The sequence below is a fragment of the Cysteiniphilum litorale genome (genome assembly GCF_003428165.1).
Lineage (GTDB): Bacteria > Pseudomonadota > Gammaproteobacteria > Francisellales > Francisellaceae > Caedibacter > Caedibacter litoralis.
In genome coordinates this window covers 35734-55930 of the sequence record NZ_QLIQ01000014.1, presented here as the reverse complement: position 1 = coordinate 55930, position 20197 = coordinate 35734, and the positions used below count along the sequence as shown (strand labels likewise).

17 protein-coding genes and 1 tRNA gene are annotated in these 20197 nt (G+C 39.9%); 6 read left to right on the top strand and 12 right to left on the bottom strand.

The window, feature by feature from the left end; genetic code table 11:
• The first annotated feature begins 97 nt into the window (after positions 1-97).
• Both DNJ75_RS07360 and DNJ75_RS07350 read left to right on the top strand, forming a co-directional pair.
• Complete coding sequence (locus DNJ75_RS07360) at positions 98-4090, top strand: glycosyl hydrolase family 18 protein (RefSeq protein ID WP_117002801.1); 3993 nt, start codon at positions 98-100, stop codon at positions 4088-4090.
• Between the two features lie 430 nt (positions 4091-4520).
• On the top strand, positions 4521-5495 hold the full coding sequence (locus tag DNJ75_RS07350; protein ID WP_170137202.1) for a LysR family transcriptional regulator: 975 nt from the start codon (positions 4521-4523) through the stop codon (positions 5493-5495).
• A 22-nt stretch (positions 5496-5517) separates the two neighbouring features.
• Here DNJ75_RS07350 and DNJ75_RS07345 read toward each other — a convergent pair whose 3' ends face one another.
• From DNJ75_RS07345 to DNJ75_RS07320, 6 genes are all read right to left on the bottom strand, one after another.
• Positions 5518-5808 (bottom strand): helix-turn-helix domain-containing protein, encoded by a 291-nt coding sequence (locus DNJ75_RS07345; RefSeq protein WP_117002798.1) that lies wholly within the window; start codon positions 5806-5808, stop codon positions 5518-5520.
• Positions 5808-6128 carry an addiction module toxin RelE gene (locus tag DNJ75_RS07340; protein WP_229667683.1) on the bottom strand — a complete coding sequence of 107 codons (321 nt, stop codon included), beginning with the start codon at positions 6126-6128 and terminating at the stop codon, positions 5808-5810. The genes DNJ75_RS07345 and DNJ75_RS07340 overlap by 1 nt, the downstream gene beginning before the upstream one ends.
• Before the next feature lie 133 nt (positions 6129-6261).
• Entirely contained in the window at positions 6262-6528 is a 267-nt protein-coding gene (locus DNJ75_RS07335; RefSeq protein WP_117002797.1) for a hypothetical protein, read from the bottom strand.
• A gap of 120 nt (positions 6529-6648) precedes the next feature.
• The gene (locus tag DNJ75_RS07330) at positions 6649-7434 is read right to left on the bottom strand and encodes a questin oxidase family protein (RefSeq protein WP_117002796.1); all 786 of its coding nucleotides are present in this window, start codon (positions 7432-7434) and stop codon (positions 6649-6651) included.
• A 9-nt stretch (positions 7435-7443) separates the two neighbouring features.
• The gene (locus tag DNJ75_RS07325) at positions 7444-8118 is read right to left on the bottom strand and encodes a pyrimidine 5'-nucleotidase (RefSeq protein WP_117002795.1); all 675 of its coding nucleotides are present in this window, start codon (positions 8116-8118) and stop codon (positions 7444-7446) included.
• A gap of 144 nt (positions 8119-8262) precedes the next feature.
• The gene (locus tag DNJ75_RS07320) at positions 8263-9201 is read right to left on the bottom strand and encodes a ketopantoate reductase family protein (RefSeq protein ID WP_157968256.1); all 939 of its coding nucleotides are present in this window, start codon (positions 9199-9201) and stop codon (positions 8263-8265) included.
• A gap of 236 nt (positions 9202-9437) precedes the next feature.
• Between DNJ75_RS07320 and DNJ75_RS07315 the strand changes: the two genes are divergently transcribed.
• The 4 genes from DNJ75_RS07315 (at position 9438) to DNJ75_RS07300 (ending at position 11615) form a co-directional block, all read left to right on the top strand.
• Positions 9438-9977, top strand: coding sequence for a gamma carbonic anhydrase family protein (locus DNJ75_RS07315; protein WP_117002807.1), 540 nt, complete (start codon positions 9438-9440; stop codon positions 9975-9977).
• A gap of 5 nt (positions 9978-9982) precedes the next feature.
• Entirely contained in the window at positions 9983-10687 is a 705-nt protein-coding gene (gene lolB, locus DNJ75_RS07310) for a lipoprotein insertase outer membrane protein LolB (RefSeq protein WP_117002793.1), read from the top strand.
• Positions 10666-11520, top strand: coding sequence for a 4-(cytidine 5'-diphospho)-2-C-methyl-D-erythritol kinase (ispE, locus tag DNJ75_RS07305; protein ID WP_170137203.1), 855 nt, complete (start codon positions 10666-10668; stop codon positions 11518-11520). Before lolB ends, ispE begins: the two co-directional genes overlap by 22 nt.
• Before the next feature lie 20 nt (positions 11521-11540).
• Positions 11541-11615, top strand: a tRNA-Gln gene (locus tag DNJ75_RS07300).
• Positions 11616-11836: 221 nt separating this feature from the next.
• Here DNJ75_RS07300 and murB read toward each other — a convergent pair.
• The 6 genes from murB to nusA all read right to left on the bottom strand — a co-directional run bounded on the left by murB (position 11837) and on the right by nusA (position 20186).
• Positions 11837-12673, bottom strand: coding sequence for a UDP-N-acetylmuramate dehydrogenase (gene murB, locus DNJ75_RS07295; protein ID WP_117002791.1), 837 nt, complete (start codon positions 12671-12673; stop codon positions 11837-11839).
• A 2-nt stretch (positions 12674-12675) separates the two neighbouring features.
• Entirely contained in the window at positions 12676-13959 is a 1284-nt protein-coding gene (locus DNJ75_RS07290) for a UDP-N-acetylglucosamine 1-carboxyvinyltransferase (protein ID WP_117002790.1), read from the bottom strand.
• A 7-nt stretch (positions 13960-13966) separates the two neighbouring features.
• The gene (gene der / locus DNJ75_RS07285) at positions 13967-15406 is read right to left on the bottom strand and encodes a ribosome biogenesis GTPase Der (protein WP_117002789.1); all 1440 of its coding nucleotides are present in this window, start codon (positions 15404-15406) and stop codon (positions 13967-13969) included.
• An 82-nt stretch (positions 15407-15488) separates the two neighbouring features.
• A complete protein-coding gene (rbfA, locus tag DNJ75_RS07280; RefSeq protein WP_117002788.1) occupies positions 15489-15926 on the bottom strand; it encodes a 30S ribosome-binding factor RbfA in 438 nt (145 codons plus the stop codon).
• Positions 15927-15928: 2 nt separating this feature from the next.
• A complete protein-coding gene (gene infB / locus DNJ75_RS07275; protein WP_117002787.1) occupies positions 15929-18694 on the bottom strand; it encodes a translation initiation factor IF-2 in 2766 nt (921 codons plus the stop codon).
• 10 nt (positions 18695-18704) lie between these two features.
• Positions 18705-20186 carry a transcription termination factor NusA gene (gene nusA / locus DNJ75_RS07270; protein WP_117002786.1) on the bottom strand — a complete coding sequence of 494 codons (1482 nt, stop codon included), beginning with the start codon at positions 20184-20186 and terminating at the stop codon, positions 18705-18707.
• Positions 20187-20197 lie beyond the last annotated feature (11 nt).

The window sequence follows — 20197 nt, the reverse complement described above, 5'->3', positions numbered from 1 at the left end:
TTTACATATATTTTACATTCACTTCACAGCTTATTTAACGATCACAAAACATACTACACAAGTGTTCAACCACATCATTAATCATATCGGAGAAACAATGAAAAATACAAATACAGACAAATCCATGGGCAAGTTTAAAAAAGGACTATTACCCTCTTTACTCTTAGGTTCGTTATTAACCCTTAGCGCTTGTGGCGGCGGGGGTGGAGGTGGTGACACACCGCCATCACCGATACCTGTAACGAAACTTGGTGTGCAAATTAGCATTCCTAATGCAACAGGTGGCAGCATTGAAGAAGGTAAAATTTCAGGCACAGGCATTGATGTTGTAATCAACAAACAGGCTCTAAAACGCGTTGCAGGCATTGGTGCTGCTAATGGTGGATTTGCCTTAGTGCTCAAAGAAGACTTAAACCCGCGTGATGGCGAAACAGCCTCACAAATGGGTACTAGCAATATTTTAGCAGGTGCGATTGATCAAGGTAATAACACGTATTTGATCAATGTTATGACAGACACTAATGGTTATGTACATATTCCTTTTGATGCGAGTAAGATTAAATCTAGTGGCAATATTTCAGGTATCCACCATTTTGAGGTGATTAGCATCGATGGCAAACAGGATTTTGAAGTCACTGAAGATAATATTCCACATGGTCTTAATATCAAAGTGCCCGTGAAGTTCTTTTTACGCGACATGAATAACAATACAATTGATACAAATCAAGAGATTGCCAGTGGATCACAACTGCAACTTTGTGCTGAAATCACCAGAGACTACAATGAGGGCGTCACTGTTTTTTATGCACAAAATGATATGAATCAGAACTTGCGTCAGGGTTTAAAACTTAATGATGATCCATTTAGTGTAACTATTGCCGCAGGTGATGACGATCAAACGGCTTGTAAAACTTATACCGTTGACAACAAAGTAGATAAAGGACAAGAGTCATTAGCCCAAGCTAAGAGCTACCAATATTTAGCAGACGATACTAAGAACACCTCAATCCAAGCGCAATATGATACTGCTCAACCAATTATTACCGTAGATACGGATGACTATATCAATTGGCTAAACGCAAACAGTTGGCCAAGTGATGCACAATTTGACGACAAAGGGCAATTTCAACTTGCCGATATCAACGTCCATTTCGGTCATATGAAATCAGGAAATGAATTTGTCAATGCACAAGATGATGATGTCAAAGCAAGCTGTGAGGCGTTTGTTGATGGACAGTTGGATCCTAATGTGAGTTGTAGCTTAAATAATGGCGTATTAGCATTTACAGCAACGGGTGATAGTATATTTAAAACACACACCATTAACCTGACGTTCACCCAACAAGGGACAAATGTTACCCGTAGTTATAATAATTTAACCATTATCGGGGCAAATGAACCCGGGCAGAATGTCATCCAATGGTCAGAGCAATCAGCTGGATTTGGCAATGCCAAAGGTAAAGATCAAGAAAAAGATAACTACCCTGTTGCAGGTGTATTCTCGCCAACAGCCGTAGTTGTTCATGAAGATGGCAGCACATCGGATCAAGTCGATTACAGTTGTGAGGTGTATGACGATCAAACTAATACTGTTGTCACAGGAAGTGATTGTCGTCTTGAGGTAAACACGAGAGACATATTTGCTTCGGTGACTGAGTACAAATACACCAATAAAGATGGCAAGATCAGTATGCCAAGCTTCAGTGTCAAGATTACCGCGCATGATGCCTCAACAACTGATCCTAAACTTCAGGCACATGATCTCACCACTAAAAATCAGCATCTTCCTTTCCCTGTGATTGATGAGCATGATGTCTCTCTTGATTTTATCGTAACAGATAACGATAACGATGCACATATAGCTAAATCGATTAAGCAGGTAAAATTCCCCCAAGTTTTTAATCGAGCTTCGGGTTTAAAAGCTGAAAGCTTTGCTGAAAACAATGGCAAACAAATCCAGTTAACCCAATTAAAAGATTCATCTACATGGCAAATACAAGATGATAATGCCCCCCTTAATGATCAAGTTTACACAGTGACTAAACTAGGTGAAGCATTCCCTGAATTTAACTGGTACGAACATCTGACAGTTTATCCAACTAATTACGCTTATATTGATGTCAGTGATTATGAAGGATTTAGAAATGAAGTGTTTTTTGAGTTTTGGGATGAAACTAAATTAAATGGCCAGACATGGGGTTTAAATGGACCATTAGATCTTAGCAAAGTCCCTGCCGTGAATGTGCCGCAAGAAGATCAAGCAATATTAAAAACTGGTATTACATGTGCAGTTGTTGATAAGAGTGGCAACAAACTAGATGGGGAGTGCGGCTGGTTCGATGGCATGAGTCAGTATGAGCTCTATGTGAAAAATCTTAACTCCGATCAAACAGGACGTCAGATTCAAGTTTATCTTCAAGATAACGATACATTAGTGGCACCTACAGCAGTATTTCCTAATGGTAAAGGAATTGAGATTCCTGATGCCACACCGCCAAAATCAAAGCCCAAGTTAATTGGTTATGTCACAAACTATGGTGTTTATGGTAATAACTCCTGTGTTGGCGGAGTGGGGGGACCAGGGCATGCCATTCCTTACACCTCATACCCTATTCCACGTAAAGATGCTTTCCCTGCCACTGGAGCACCTATCTATCAGGCAACAAGTGACACAACTTGTGACATGATTGATAAGGGTGATAAGCAAACTATCGCACTTCAAAATACCGACATGGCAGAAAAGGTAAAACAGTTAACAGGGGTTGCTTATGCATTCTTATTTGTCTATGACAACGAAGATCTTAAACCTAAAGGTGCGTCATTAGGAGCCATTCACTTTAGTGACTCTTGGAGTGACTTAAAAAGTGACAAACTGGGTGATGGCGGTAATAACGATTGGTGTAATGCTTCAGATATGAACTTTAGAATTTGTACAACAGACACACGTGTTAATACAGGTGATGATTTAGAGTGGTATATGAACTTTGGTAACTTCGATGCCTTTGCTAATCTTGATCAATACAATAAAGACCTTGATAAAATTGTTTCTATTGGTGGTTGGGATGCTATTAATTGGGGAGTTTATCGACATCCTGCAAACATTCAGAATTTAGTAGACTCTGTTCAAGCATTAGCTGATCACTTTAATATCACTGAGGTTGATTTAGATGTCGAAAACGATGGTAAAACAGATTACTTCTTTGACTTTATGAAGGGAGAATTAGCAAATGTCATTAATGCATTGCATGAGAACGTTAAAACCAAATCAGGCGCTCCATTAAAGGTGTCATTAACCATCCAAGGAGATCCTGATATTATTAATGCGCTTAAAGATTCAGTATTAAGTAAGACAAATATTGATAACCTAGAATCTCTTAACCTAATGACTTATGACTTAACTGTTGCTCAAGCATCTGGTGGTAAAACAGGTTTCAATCAATCATTGTTCCAACCTGAAGGAGGTTCGAAGGACGACTTTACGATTGCCAAAGCCGTCGATGCAGCTATAACAGCTATGCCAGACAATAAGCAAAAGATCAATATGGGGCTTGCTGCTTACTCGCGTGCAATCAATGGTCCAAGCACCTTAGCAAATAATCATGGCTTTGCTAATCATTACACTCCTGAGAATTCATATGTTTTAGCAGGTGACTTGGATCGCGCGGATTGTAGCACAAGTCTTACTGCTTCAAACCGTTGCGCCTCAAGCTTTAATAATCGCTACCTACTACAGTTTGCAAAACCAGAAGACACTTATGACTTCACGGTTGAGAAAGATGGTAAGACCTATCATGTTGGTTCAACAGCGGTTATCAATGGCTTGAAAGTACCGCAACCAACAGGGCTTTTTGGCATCACTCCAGCAACGATCTCGAGCTACTGGCAAGATATTTACGCAAACAAACTTGCCAAAAACACCAGTGTATTCTTCTATACATCCGGTGCTGATGCTAAAGATTACGGTCGCTATGCACAAGAACAAGGTATTGGTGGTGCGATCATGTGGACGATTGATGGTGATGTTCCTGTAGCTGATACCAAAAACTCATTGATTACTAACTTCATCAATGGTTTTACCGGCAACAACTAAATCTATTGGGCGTACGCCGTACGCCTCTCCTTTAAAAACTAAAATTTGCTATGGCAATCTTTCCAAACATGACTTTGATTGGCTGTCTTAATGCCCATTAAAGTTTTGCGCCGAATACCATGGATTATATTTTTGCATGTTTGAGTGTAACGAGTTTGCAAAAATCCCATGGAATTGGCGTTAACAAAACTTGTAGGGCGAGCTTTTTGGTGACTTTTTTGCGGGAAAAAAGTCACTGCCATAAGCCACGTCAGTGGTGGGCATATACACCCCTCACCCGCACAGCTTAGATGCAACTTACTCGACTTAAGCAAATTATTGCTCTTAAGGCTTTTTCTTTTACATTTTTATTACACTATTGCGCCTTTTTAGTTACATGCATTTTTTTACAATTCCCAGCAACTCAAGGTTTAAGCAAAAGGTAAAAACGATGACACGTTGTTTTAACGATTTATACACTTTCAATATCGTAGTACAGAAAACATCATTCTTAGAGGCTGCCAAGGCACTCTCAACAACACACACAACGATTTTGCGTCAAGTGACCAAGCTTGAAGACAGCTTAAAAACCAAGCTTTTTCATCGCAGCAATAAAGGGCTTGAGTTAACTTATGCCGGACAAGAGCTTTATCAACGCACCAAGAAGCTCTATAGCGATCTTTCGCATGTTGTTGATGATATTGCGCTATCTAACACGTTAAATGACAGCAAGAATCATACCGTAAAGGCATTGCTATCTGTTGGGATGAGTATGTTTTTTATTAATTATGTTTATCCTGAGCTATGTCAGAAGTTTCCAAACTATACGCTTGAAATTGATAGCTATACCTTACCAACACTGGATAGTAACGCACACACCATTAAGATGATGTCTCATCAATATGATATTATCCTCATGGAATCTTCGTATTATCATTTGATCCAAGAAGATGCATGGCAACTGGTGCAATCCTGTCATGACCATTTGGCATTATTTGCATCAGAAGAGTATATTGCCAAGCATGGCATGCCTCAGACATTAGAAGAGTTGGCTAATCACAACTGTCTATATCCCAACATGTGGGATAAGAATATTTGGACATTTTATGATAAATACAAAAATGAATATAAAGTATCGGTAAAGGGCAAGCTTACTGTCGATATCTTGTCATTAATCCCACAAATGATTATTGCTGGTCACGGTATTGGCTTGTGTCCTAAACGCTCCTTTAATATGCCACACTTACAAAATGCTAATATTGTACAAGTCCTACCACAATATCATTCTGTGCAATATGAATATAATATTCTGCAAAATATCCAAAGCAGTCATAGTGCAATCGCTCGCGTCATTGCTTCAAAAATCAAAGAAGTTGCAACACGTTTAACAATTGATTCAACGCATCAAGTTTATAGTCAGCATTAAGTGGTTTTATCTAGATCTTCTGTTATTGGGATAAAGCAAGCAAAACATGTTTTGGATCTTTTGATATCGCTTTTAGCAAGGCTTTAGCAGGGCCTGTAGGTTCTCTGCGCCCTTGCTCCCAATTTCTTAGCGTTGGTAACTTTACATTAATTAATCTGGAGAATTTTGCCTGAGATAGTCCCGTTTTATTGCGAATCTCTTTTACTTGCATTGCATTGATTGTGAATTCACGCGATGGGGCACGCTCTCCATCTATGATTTCATTCATTTGCTGCATACTTTCAATTAATCGATTAAATAGTTTATTTTCCATCACTGCCACCTTTCATTTAATTGCCTTAATATTTTCTTTTGCTCTGGTGTCAAATCATCTTGCTTACCTTTTTGGTAAATTAATAAAAGTCGGATCTGTGAGTCAGGCAATACATAATAGTATATAACTCTAACACCACCTCTTTTACCTTTACCCCTTACTGACCATCTAACTTTTCTTAATCCCCCAGTTTGCTGTATCAGATTACCAATTAAAGGATTCTCTGCCAAATAGACCTGAAACTCAGCATATTCATCATCGCTAAGTAATGACTTTACATCTTCAGTAAAAATATCTGTTTCAATAAAGATCAATTTCACACACCCAGTATGGCTCACTTACCGCTCAGTTTAGAGTACACTCAAAAGTAAGTCAATGGCGTATAATAATCTAGCCCATAAGAGCGTCTAGGATGATCCTACTTTCCTCGATAGGAATGATAAAAATAAACTGCTAAACCTGAAGTCTACAACGCCTTGCTGCAACGTATCGATATTTATGCTCATTTTCCGGATAGCATTTTGACTCCAAATAAGCGCTAAAACTCAACTTAATCGCATGCTCCCAACCCTTATCATGCTCCAAAGCTAAAACCTGTTTGAAAATTTCTTGCCAATCAGGTACGTCATTAAACTCTATGACTTCCTGTGCTAAGAAAGAAATCGTCACTGGCAAGGTTACTGCTGCTGCAATAATACCGCGCGTAAAATTATGGAGCACCAGCAATTCCCACTAACCTCTCAAGACTAGATAAATCAAGGTCTCCAGAAAATGATTTTCGTAATCTCTTTTCTAATAAACCTTTCAACCATAGGCTTTCAGAGAGTTTTTCAGCGGGAACTACTGATGGAGCACAATCTGTTGTTTCTCTTTATAAATATAAGGTAAAACAACTCTCAAGGCTTGCGTTCCTGTCAGCGCATGCAATGCCGTGAAATTATTAGTCCGCAAGTATAAATTCAAGGATAAGTCAGCTATTGCTGTAAGCGTCCAATGATCATTTGCCAGTGTATTGAACACACTATTAAACTCAGATAATCCATCAATATAGCGCATACGATCTGCAATTAAACCATTGATTTTATGCACTTTGATCACTTGTCCATTCTGTCTCAACGCCTCTAAGATTGCAAAAGCATCAAACGCTTTTTTCTCAGACGAAGTAGTATTAGTTACCAATTGTGGCGTAATCACTAAACAAGCATCTGCAAGATATGCCAAAGCAGCAACAATTTCACTTTGACTCTCAGCCTGAATAGCAAAAGCGAGTCTGATCAATGGGTGAAATGCTGCTGATGTTAGATTTTGACTGAGTCTTGGCAAATATTTATTTAATACTTTATCAACACCCTCTTTTTCAATTTCACTCGCAAAAAAGACTTCTAAATCAACAAAATGCTTTTCTTTAAAACAGTACGCTTGCCAATTATCTTGAGAGATCATCATGTTTCTAGCAGGCTTTATTTCCAACTTTGGCTTGTAATACTCGAAAAATTTCTGCATTTGACAATCATTCGCGCCCATTTCATTCAGCGCAATGAATGCCATTGGTAAATGTGTTGCTAACTTGCCGCGATAGTAGTTGTCATAAGGCTTTACTTTATCTAAATAATCCTTTATTGGCACATCAACCTCCTAAACACGTTTTTCTAAAAAGTCCCCTTTTAGGAAAGACGGTACATCTTGCACAAAATAATCAATCTCAGGGTGCGCAATAAAACGCGCATGCGCCATGTCATCAGCGTTAACAAGCACCGTTGCCATCCCCATCTGCTTAGCTGGGATTAAGTTATGCGATGAGTCTTCAAAAAATACTGCTTTTTTAGGATCTATATTCAAACGCTCAAAGCAAAATTGATACGCTTTAGGATCTGGCTTAGGCACAAGTCCCGTGCACTCTAATGTCACAACATCTTCAATCACTTGATTAAGGGACAGTTTCGACATCACCCGATCCGCATGATAAAGCGAACCATTCGTGAAAATAGATAAGTGTTTACCTTTTGCTTTCAAATCATTCAACATGCCTAAAAGCTCATCATCCAAGCGCAAACGCTCCAATGGCACATTATCAATCACTGCCAAGAACTCATATGGATCAATCGCATGATGATGCATTAAACCGTGCATTGTGGTGCCAAAGCTGTGATAGTATTCTTCACGCAAAAAATCGGCTTCTTTGCGGGTTACTTTTAATTTTTCAATAATAAAGTCCGACATATTGCGTAATTGCAAATCAAAAAATGCCGAACTTGCTGAATAAAGCGTGTTGTCTAAGTCAAAAACAAAATGTTTAAAATCTAAATGCATAAGATGTTGTAGCTATTTCCTATGGTGTCAGCTTATACCAGTTGCCAAGCATTTTACAGTGTTTCTTTTTAAGAACTTACAACTACTGATGACCAAGTCAAACGAGAGGAATGATTTACATTCAACACATTTTGACACGAAAAACTATCCAAACATTCCTTTAATCGTATCCTTGTGATCAACACTTAGCTTTTTCATTTCTAAACACATTAACTGCCCATATAAGCGCTCAAGCATTGGCATTTCTAGATCCTTTAAGCGCGCCATTTCCAGCACATTCTCATAAATACTACCAAGCTCCATCGGTTTATTTTCATTGTAGTCATACCACATACTAAAATAAGCGCCACTGTACTCAGGCTTGGCTAAAGCAACAAGTAGATTATCAATTGCTTCAACATTAAGCGCAACCTTATAAGCATGAGCTACCGCAATAACCTCAAGCGCAATCTGACGAATCATCTGCGCAATCTGTGGATTATTTGCCAAGGTATTCATATCTGCTTGAAACACAACCGATGCACCATTGCATGGCGCACTCACAAGTAACTTATGAAAGCGTAAGTCCAATACACTCTCTTTCTTATTCGCTTCAATAAAAGCCTTACTCAACAGACGATCAACGCTTATATTGTTTCTTGGCTGCATATAGGCATAATCGATATTACATAACTGATTATGCCACGTGATTTCACTACCTTTTTTACTCACTTTAATATGGCTTATTGCGCCAATGATTGTATTACTCTCATCCAAATATTGTCTGAGCTTATCCTCTTCATTAATTCCATTTTGCAGCAATACAATCCATTTGTTACGCACATTTTTCAACGATTCAAATAACACACTATTTGCAGTTGACTTGGTGCAAATAAAAATAAGATCACCATCAATATCTTCAACGCAATCAACGATATCCTTAAAACTTGCAGCAAGCGCCATACCACCAGTGATGGCAAGGTCAACTGCTTGTTGATTTTTTGGCTTTTGCTTTAAAACCAACTGCACTGCAATACCTGCATTTTGTAAGCGCACGCCGATAAATCCACCAATGGCACCAACACCAATAATACTTACCTTCATAATCATCCTTTTTATCCTAGCTTGGCTTGTGAATACCCAACACAAGCCATTTTATGGTGCTTGGTTGCAAAGCAATTTGTGAAGATTTTATCAGATTGGACTGCAGGCGATAGTTAATACTATAACCAAAGTTCAATCTGATAAAATCACGCAAAAGGAGAAGCAAGAAACTCTGGAAAATGGTTTGTGTTGGGTATATATTGCCTTTTATTCAATTAAAACAAAAGACTATTACCATGCCCGTTCGTTCATTTAATGGCAAAACACCAAGTATTGCTAAAGAGGCATTTATTGACCCAATGGCAACTGTCACCGGCGATGTCTCTATTGGCAAGATGTGCTCTGTGTGGCCTAATGTTAGCATTCGCGGTGATCTCTTAAATATCACCGTCGGTTATAAAACCAATATCCAAGATAACTCGATTTTGCATACCACACAATTTCTTGACAACCCCGGCACGGGTTACGATACACGCATAGGTGACGAGGTCACCATTGGGCACAGCACGGTTATCCATGGCTGCCATATCGGCAATCGTGTCTTAATCGGCATGGGTGCGATTATTTTGGATGGCGCGATTATCGAAGATGATGTCATTGTTGGCGCGGGCTCTCTGGTGCCACCAGGTAAAACTCTTGAATCAGGTTTTTTATATATTGGTTCACCCGCGACTCAATCTCGCCCATTAAAAGACAGTGAAAAGGCTTATATTAAAGCCAATGCCCAAAACTACGCTGAAGTCATGCAGATACATAAAAAAGAGCTTGGGGTCTAAGGCTAATGTTTAAAAGACATATTACCCCTACCATCGCTTTATATTCTTTGATTACCTTCTTTCTTTTATTAATAACAGGTTGTACTACAATAAGCACACCTAAAACACCACTTACTCTCATCGTCACAAATCAAGAAAATATAGCATACAAACAAAGTTTTCAACCGAATCAAAATACTGAGCTCAAGCTAGCCCAAGCTTGGCAGAGCTATCAGAAAAACCTACAGAAACTAACCCAATGGCAAGCATCTGGTGTGATTGGCATTATCATCAATCACAAAGGTGAATCTGCTAATTTCATCTGGAAGCAAAACAAGCAAGATTTCTGGATTCAGATTTATGGACCATTAGGCATAGGTGCTATGACTTTCTCAGGTGACAATCATCAAGTAGAGCTTAAGCGTAGTAATGGTGAAGTAATTAAATCACAAAGTCTTGAAGCGCTTATGCAATCACAACTTGGCTGGAGTTTACCGATTGAAGGCTTATATTATTGGGCGCGTGGTTTATATATACCACAAGTGCCTTATCGCAAAACGCTTAACAACTTTGGTCTAGTACAAAATCTTAAACAGCAAGGTTGGCAAATCCAATATAAAGACTATATGCTGTATGACACGCAATATCCGCTTGCTGAGAAAATCATATTTCGTTATGGTGATGATTTAAAAATTACCCTAGTGATTAAATCATGGCTTTTAAACCCGTAACTTATCCCTCTTATGCCAAAATAAATCTTTTTCTGCATATCACCAGCAAGCGTGATGATGGCTATCATAATCTGCAAACTTGGTTTCAGTTTATTGATCTTAAAGATTTTCTATATTTTTCATTTACAGAAGATCATCAAATCAATCTATCTAGCAACGTTAACATTAGCCAAAAGGAAGATAACCTAATCTACAAAGCAGCACTCGCTTTAAAGCCGTTTGCTAAAGCGCATACTGGCATCGATATTCATATTGATAAGAATATTCCAATGGGAGCTGGTCTAGGTGGTGGCAGTAGCAATGCAGCAACCACGTTAATTGCCCTTAACACATTATGGCAGTGTCATCTTGCTAATGAGCAGTTACATAAGATTGGTCGAAATCTTGGTGCCGATGTACCGATATTTTTACTGCAACAAGCAGCTTGGGCAGAGGGAATTGGTGAGATACTAACGCCTAAAGCTTATATCGAACAATATGCACTGATTATTAAGCCAGATTTTCATGCCAGCACTCAGGAGTTATTTAACCATCCCTTATTAAATAAGAATAAAGCGCTATTAAATCATCGAGAAATCACTAACCCACTAGCGCATGACAATGTCTTTCTTGAAGTCATTCAAAAGCTTTACCCAAAGGTATGGCAAAATTTACAAACACTACCCAATGCACAAGCGCTAAGATTAACTGGATCAGGTGCGTGCTTTTACCTCCTTAGCACGGATTACAATCAGCTTTTACAAAATCAGAAAAAGTTAGAAAAAGATGTTGACAGTTGGATAGTGAAAACATTAAACTTTGCACCTGTCGAGCGATGTCAACCCCTTAACTAAGCGGTTTTCACGATCAATATTGGGCTGTCGCCAAGCGGTAAGGCAACGGGTTTTGATCCCGTCATACCCAGGTTCGAATCCTGGCAGCCCAGCCATAAAACATCATCGTTTTTTTTAAGAATCCAAAAAAAACTTCAAGAATTATCCATTTTGATTTATTGAAGCATTATTATCATCATTCTTTTGATCTATTAAGCTCAAATCCGTTAATGCTACGCGTGTCTTGATCAAAGGAAATACCGATTTCATAGATAGGCAAATTGAGGCTTAAAAATTTCTGCTTATAGCCTCTATCAATGATTTGTTGCACAGCACGTTAAACCAAGATCTGCTCTAACTCCAGCTGCACTTGATAATGCATTAACACTTCCTGTTTAATATGCTCGACTAATTGCAGTATCTGTTGTCCTGTGGCATTACCGGTATTGATAATCACACCACCGTGCTTTGGTGATATCTGCGCGCCACCAATTTGAAAGCCTTTTAAGCCAATCTTTTCAACCATCTCACCAACAGTAATATGATAATTAGGGCGCTTAAACACGCTTCCTGCACTTGGCTCAGGGGGTAATTTTGCTTGGCGCTGTGACAGGATATTATCCATTTTATCTTTAATTTCTATCTGCGGTTTTGCCGATAAATCAAAACATGCCCCAAGAATAATCACCGGTCTTGTTTTAAACATCGAATAGCGATAGCCATAATCGATATTCGCTTTATCAATCCGCTGTTGTGTAAAGCTCTCACGATCCAAAACATCAACATAGCGCACATGATCATAGATTTCATCACCATAAGCGCCAGTATTCATAATCATCGCCCCACCAATACTTGCCGGCACATCAAAAAATGTCTCAACACCACTTAAACTATGATCATAAGCATACAAGGATAACTCTTTTAACAATACACCAGCTTCAGCATAAACACCGTCGCTCACGTGAGTGATCTTTTTAAACTGATCCTTAATCACGATAAATGCAACATCGTCATACATGCTCTGAGTCAAAATGATATTACTACCATTACCCAAGATGATCACCTTTGTGTGGCGCTTATATATTTCAATGATTTCATCTAGCGATTGCGGAAAATACACATGCTTGGCAAAGCTCTCAATATGGTATGTATTATAAGATTTCAAGGAAAACATAATCATTCTTCTTTATCAATGCTGATATGCATAAAGTGGGTAAGGTTCTCAAGTAGATTTTCATAGCCACGAAAAATCTGCTCAGCTGAAGTAATCGTACACACCTGATCGGATAACGATGCGCCCATCACGACTGCCATTCCAGCTCTTAGATCATAGCTTTTCATACTCGTGGCATGCAAAGGCTCAACAATACTGCCGAGCACTTTGATCTTATTATCTTGGTAATCTATCGGAAAGTTCAGCTTTTTAAGCTCATCAACATACTTGGTGCGCTCAGGATAAACGGTATCAGTAATTTCAGATACACCATCGGCTTTAGCACACATCACCGCAAAAATTGGCTGTAAATCCGTTGGGAATTCCGGATAAGGCATTGCTGTAATGTTCACTGGTATTAATACGCTTTTTTTACCATAAAAACAAATCCGGCTATGCTCAGCATCAAATTGCCATTTCGCCCCCATTTTTTTTAAAACATCCAGCGGTTTTGCAATATACTCTTTGGTATCAACCCCTTCAACGCAGACATTTAAACCATGCAAATAAGCTAAAGCCGCATAAGTCATCGTTTGGATACGATCGTACATTACACGGAAAGTCACACCAGAGAGCTTCTCGACACCATCGATCTGCATAATGCGTGCACTGTGATCAATTTTGATCTTAGCACCAGCATAATTGAGAAAACTTGCAACTTCAATCACCTCCGGCTCTAAAGCAATGTTATTAAGCTTCACTTGAGCAGTTCCTGTTGCTGCGTATAGCATCAAGTTGATGCTTGCGCCCACCGATGGATAACGCAATGTATGCTCAACCGATTGATCCGCCTGATGTTCAATCACAATATGATATTCATCATGTGTGACCTTTGCCCCTAGCGCTTCAAAACCTAATAAGTGAATATCAAAGGGTCTTTGCTCGCTAAAAGAGCATCCGCCAGGGTAGCCTATTTTTAACACACTGACCTTTTTAGCTAAAGCACCAAGCAGCATCAGTGACGTCCGTGTGCGTCGCGTGTAATTACTGGAAAGCTCTATTTTGTTGACTTTCTGCGGTGCAGCAATAGTCGCCATACCATCTTGGCTATCAACTTTACCTCCAATTGCCTGCAAGATATCACACACAGCATGGTAATCACGCAAACTGGATGGCACATTATTAAACGTCGTTGCTTCTTCAGTCAATAAACTAGCAAACAGCAAGTGCAACAAAGCATTCTTAGCGCCTGATAATTTAATATTAACATCCTGAAGATGGTGACGTTTACTGACTTTTAACTGCATAAAATAACTAATCTTTAGATTGCTTTAACGCACGTTTTTTCTGCATTTTCTCCTTCTGCGTCTGCTTATCCCTATAACGTTGCAATGGTGTTAATTTTCTCTGCTTCGTCGGTTCATAAGGGTTTTCAGATTGTTTAAATTCAAAACTAATCGGCGTGCCCACGAGATTAAAAGCTTCACGGAAAAACTTCTCTAGATAACGCTTATACGATCCAGGCAGGTTATTTACTTGATTACCATGAATCACGATCACTGGGGGATTGTGCCCTCCCATATGAGCATACTTTAGTTTGATCCTTGATTTACCTGACATCGGCGGTACATGATCTTGTGTCGCCATTTTTAAGACTTGTGTCAGCTCCGGTGTTGGTATTCTTTTGGTGGCACTTCTATAGGCATTTTTTAATGATGCAAACAAATGCCCAACATTAGTACCATGTAACGCTGAGATAAAATGAATATCAACATAGTCTTTTAAAAACACTAAGCGACGATTAATCTCTTCTTTGAGATTTTCTCTATCTGACGCACTCATGCCATCCCATTTATTGACTGCAATAACCATCGCTCGCCCCGCGTTTAAAGCAAACCCCATCAAATGCATATCTTGATCGGTCAGCCCCTCTTTGGCATCGATTAACACAATCACCACATTAGCATCTTTGATCGCTTGAAGCGTTTTAACCACCGAGAATTTCTCGAGCGTCTCTCTGACCTTGCCCTTACGGCGAATCCCTGCAGTATCAATAATGGTGTAATCTTCATCATTGCGTGAAAAAGGAATATAAACACTATCAATCGTGGTGCCTGGCATATCATAAACAACCACTCGATCTTCACCTAACATACGATTCGTTAGTGTAGATTTACCAACATTTGGACGACCTATCAAAGCAAAGCGAATTCCACGCTTGTTGGCTTCTCCTTCAGCATGCTCAGAGTCATTCAGCTCTCTATCACATAAAGGCAACAACGTATTTGATAATAGATTACCCACACCACGGCGGTGACTTGCGGCAATGGGAAATAATGCGTCAAAACCCAGTGAGTAAAAATCAGCTGCGGCAACCTCTTCCTGCATACCATCGGTTTTATTAATAACCAATACCGAAGGCTTACCACGTGTGCGCAGAAGCTCAGCAATATACAGATCTCCCGCTGTCAAGCCAGCTTGCGCATCAACAACGAAATAAACAAGATCCGCCTCCTCAATGGCAAGGATTGATTGATCAGCCATTGAACCATCAACACCGGCATCATTATCAGACAAGCCACCGGTATCAATGACGATAAAAGGTTGCTCTTCAAATTCCGCTTGACCATACTGGCGATCACGCGTCACCCCCGGCATATCGTAAACCAACGCATCACGCGTGCGTGTTAAGGCATTAAAAAGTGTCGATTTACCGACATTCGGACGACCGACTATAGCAATGACAGGAACCATAATTCTAGAACTTAAGTACTCTTGATATTTCTGCTTGGCACTATAGCTTATTTAGGTCTAAAGAACAAATGCTGATACGCGATCAACGCAACCTTTCGCGCAGTTCATCATGATCACCATCCTTGTGATCATTACTTTCATTTTGATTTTCTTCCTGTTGAATAAATTTCTCGTCTTCCTGACGAGCTTTCTCAATTAACGAATTCATTTTATTACCATAGGCTAATGATTCATCATAGAAAAAGCGCAAAGCCGGTGCGACACGCAAACGCAGCTCTTTGGCAAGTGCTGTACGGAAAAAGCCCTTGGCTGATTCTAGTGCTTTCAGCACCTGTGATGGATGCGTTTCCGTGCTTAATGATGAGAAAAACACCTTGGCATAAGATAAATCTTTGGAGACCTCAACACCAGTAATGGAAACCCATTGCAAGCGCGGGTCACGCACCTTAGTTGCTAGCAATGCGACGATGATCTTTTGAATCTCATCACCAACACGCTCAACGCGTGAATTACTTGCCATAATTATATCTCTCTCTTGATTTCAACCGTTTCAAAGACTTCGATCTGGTCACCGACTTTAACGTCATTATAGTTCTTAACGCCAATACCGCACTCTATGCCTTTCTTGACTTCAGCCGCATCATCTTTGAAGCGTTTTAACGACTCTAAAGAACCTTCATAAATCACCACTTGATCACGCAATACACGAATCGGGTTGTGACGTTTAATTACGCCATCAATAACCATACAACCAGCAATCGAACCAAACTTCGATGATCTAAAGACATCACGCACCTCAGCAACACCGATGATTTGCTCTCTTAACTCAGGTGATAACATCCCCGACATCGCTTGTTTCACATCATCGATTAAATCATAAATGATGCTGTAATAACGCAGTTCAATACCATCAGTTTCCGCTTGTTTTCTCGCCGTTGCATCCGCACGCACGTTAAAACCAAAAAGCACCGCTTGAGAAGCGACGGCAAGAGACACATCAGAGATGGTAATTCCACCAATACCTGAAGCAATCACATCAACCTTGATCTCATCATTACTTAGCTTAACTAATGATTCACGAATCGCTTCAACTGAGCCTTGAACATCTGCTTTAACAATGACATTCAAAGTTTGACGCTCACCCGTCGACTCACCCATGCGATCAAATAGGCTTGATAATTTACTGGCTTGCTGTTGCTTTAAACGCTCATCTTTTTTCTTTTGCGATCTATATTCAGCAACTTCACGCGCTGTTTTTTCATCTTTAACCGCAACCATCTCATCACCGGCATTTGGCACACCCGAAAGACCTAAGATTTCAACCGGTGTTGACGGACCTGCTGTGTCAATTTTTTGCCCAAGATCATTCATCATCATGCGTATACGTCCGTATTCCGTACTGCATAATACGATATCACCCTGATTTAACTCGCCACTTTGCACCAACACAGAAGCAACGGCACCACGTCCTTTATCTAAACGTGATTCAATAACGACACCTTTTGCTAAACCTTTATCAACCGCTTTAAGCTCTAATACTTCAGCTTGCAATAACACGGCATCTAGCAGCGTATCAATTCCAAGTCCTGATTTCGCTGAAACGTGAGCAAACATCACATCTCCGCCCCATTCCTCAGAAATAACATCAAGCTGTGAAAGTTCCGTTTTAACGCGATCTGGATCAGCATCTGGCTTATCCATCTTATTCACTGCAACGACAATCGGTACACCGGCAGCGCGCGCGTGTTGAATCGCTTCTTTTGTCTGCGGCATTACACCATCATCGGCCGCTACCACAAGAATAACAATATCAGTACTTCCCGCTCCACGAGCACGCATGGCAGTAAATGCTTCATGCCCTGGAGTATCCAAGAATGTAATTTGACCTTTTTGTGTTGTTACCGAATAAGCACCAATATGCTGTGTAATCCCACCGGCTTCACCCACAGCAACACGTGTTTTACGAATATAATCCAAAAGGGAGGTTTTACCATGGTCAACATGCCCCATAATTGTCACCACAGGTGCGCGTGATATTGCTTCTTGATTTGATGAGTCTACGACAACCGTTTCCTCTAATGTGTCATCACGATGCAATGTATATTCATGCCCCAACTCTTCAACGATCAAAATCGCAGTTTCCTGATCCAATGGTTGGTTAATCGTTGCCATCACACCCATTTTAAATAGCACTTTGATAAGCTCAGCTGCTTTTACTGCCATCTTTTGTGCCAGTTCATTAACTGTAATACCTTCAAAAAGTACTACTTGTTTCATCACTTTTTCAACTGGCTTAGTAAACTGCTGCGTTTTGACTTTGTTTAGTTGCAACTTCTTTGGCTTAGATGACTTGCGTGAGAATCCTGAACCATAATCATCCTCATCATCATACATGCCACGTGAACCTTTCTTCGCTGCTGCTGATTTTGATTTTTTTGCACCTTTGCGTGAATCATTATCTTCATCTTCATCCGCTCTACGCTTTGTTTTATCAAGCACTTTTTTATGCGTAGCTTTTGCCTCATTAATTGAGTTGTTATCAGCGACTTCTTTATCTTCAACAACTGCAGGTCTTGAAGTAATGTTAAAACCATTATTTTTTGGCTTTTCAGTCGGTTTTTCAGTAATCATAAACCCACTATTTGTTGCTTCATCTACAACTTCATCAACCACCGCTGACTTCTCAATTTTTGTTGGTTTTTCTAGCTTTTTAGGTTTAGGAATAGATTTACCCGCCTGCGCTTTCGCTTCTTTCGCTTCTTTCACTTCTTTTGTTTCTGAAGACACATCATCAACAGTCACTGCTTCTGCTTCTTGATCTGCTTGAGGCTGCTCAGACACCACTACTTCTTCTGTCACATCATCATTTTCTGTAATAGCCTCTTGTGTCGCCTCTAATTCAATCGCTGATTCATGATGCGTATCATCACTCACATGCTCACTATCAACTGACTCATGTTGTTTACCAATAAGCACTTCATCTTCGAGTTGCTCATCAGCAACATCAAGTACTTGCGTAACAAGCGTTTTCTTTTTACGCACTTCAATATTTACCTTGCGATTTCCAGCGACTTTCAACTGCTTAGTTGTCTTTCTTTGCAAAGTTACTGATGATTTTTTCTCTGTCGAACCACCTTGGATAAAACTAAGAAGCTGGTTTTTTTCGGCATCAGTTACCAAATCATTGATACTTTTTTTATGTACACCTGATTGTTCAAATTTCTCAAGTAGTACACTTTCATTAATTTTAATTAGTTTGGCTAGTTGCGCCACTGTCATCTCTGCCATCACATTTCTCCTACTTCTCGTTATCCTCTTCAAACCAAGGCGCGCGCGCAGTCATAATCAAAGCTGCTGCCTCATCTTCAGAGATCGAAATAATTTCGCGTAAATCATCAACCGCCAATTCAGCCAAATCTTCCATTGTAATCACATCTTTTTGCGCTAGCGCATCTGCCCACTCAGCGGTCATGCCTTCCATATTTAAAAGGTCATCAGCAGGTTTATTGGCAGCTAATGCCTGTGAAATAAGCGCTGTTTTGGCACGCTCTTGTAGCTCTTCACAGATTTCATTATCAAAACCTTCAATCTCAAGCATTTCTTCACGTGCCACATATGCCACTTCTTCAAGACTGGTAAAACCTTCCTCAATCAAAACTTCCGCAATATCTTGATCGATATCCAATGCTTCCATAAACAGTTGCATGGTTTTTTCTTCTTCTTCCTGCTGCGCTTTTTCAGCAACAGTGCTTGAGATAACATTGATATGCCAACCCGTTAAAGCAGTTGCCAAGCGCACATTCTGCCCGCTTTTACCAATCGCTTGTGATAACTGATCTTCTTTAACAGCCACCTGCATCGCTTGCTTATCTTCATCTTGCACGATAGAAGTTACCTCAGCGGGTGCTAACGAATTCATTACAAATTGCGCTGGATTATCATCCCATAATACAATATCGACACGCTCACCTTGTAATTCATTTGTGATCGCTTGAATACGTGAGCCACGCATCCCAACACATGCGCCCACAGGATCAATACGCTTGTCATTTGACTTCACAGCCACCTTAGCACGCGAACCTGGGTCACGCGCAATACTAACAATATCCATCAACTCTTCAGCAACTTCAGGCACTTCAAGAATCAATAAAGCATGCAACATTTTCTTGTTAGCACGTGACAAAATAATTTGTGGTCCTTTACCATCATCATCGATGCGTAAGATACAAGCGCGTAATTTATCATTTAAACGATAATTCTCTTTAGGTAATAGCTCTTTTCTAGGCAACACACCCTCAGCGTCTTCACCTAAATCAATAATTAAAAAATCACGCGTAGTGCGCTTAACTTCACCGTAAACAATCTTGCCAACTTTATCGCGAAACTTTGCCACCATTAAACGACGCTCTTCATCACGCACTTTTTGCATGATGATTTGCTTAGCAGTCATCGCGGCAATGCGTCCAAACTCAACTGATTCAACGGGTTCCATCAATACATCACCAACGACTACCTTATGCCCTTTCTCTTGAGCGACATCAACATATAGCTCGGCTGCATAATTCTCAATCTCATGATCTTCATCAACGATTTGCCATTGACGATATGTTTCATAATCACCCGTTTTACGATCAATTTTAACAACAATTTCGGCATCTTCTTCAAAACGCTTTTTAGTTGCCATCGCCAAGGCTTCTTCCATGGCTGAAAAAAGTAAATCTCTTGAGACTTCCTTCTCATTGGCAACGGTTTCAATAACCAGTAGTAACTCTTTACTCATAACTTTCACCT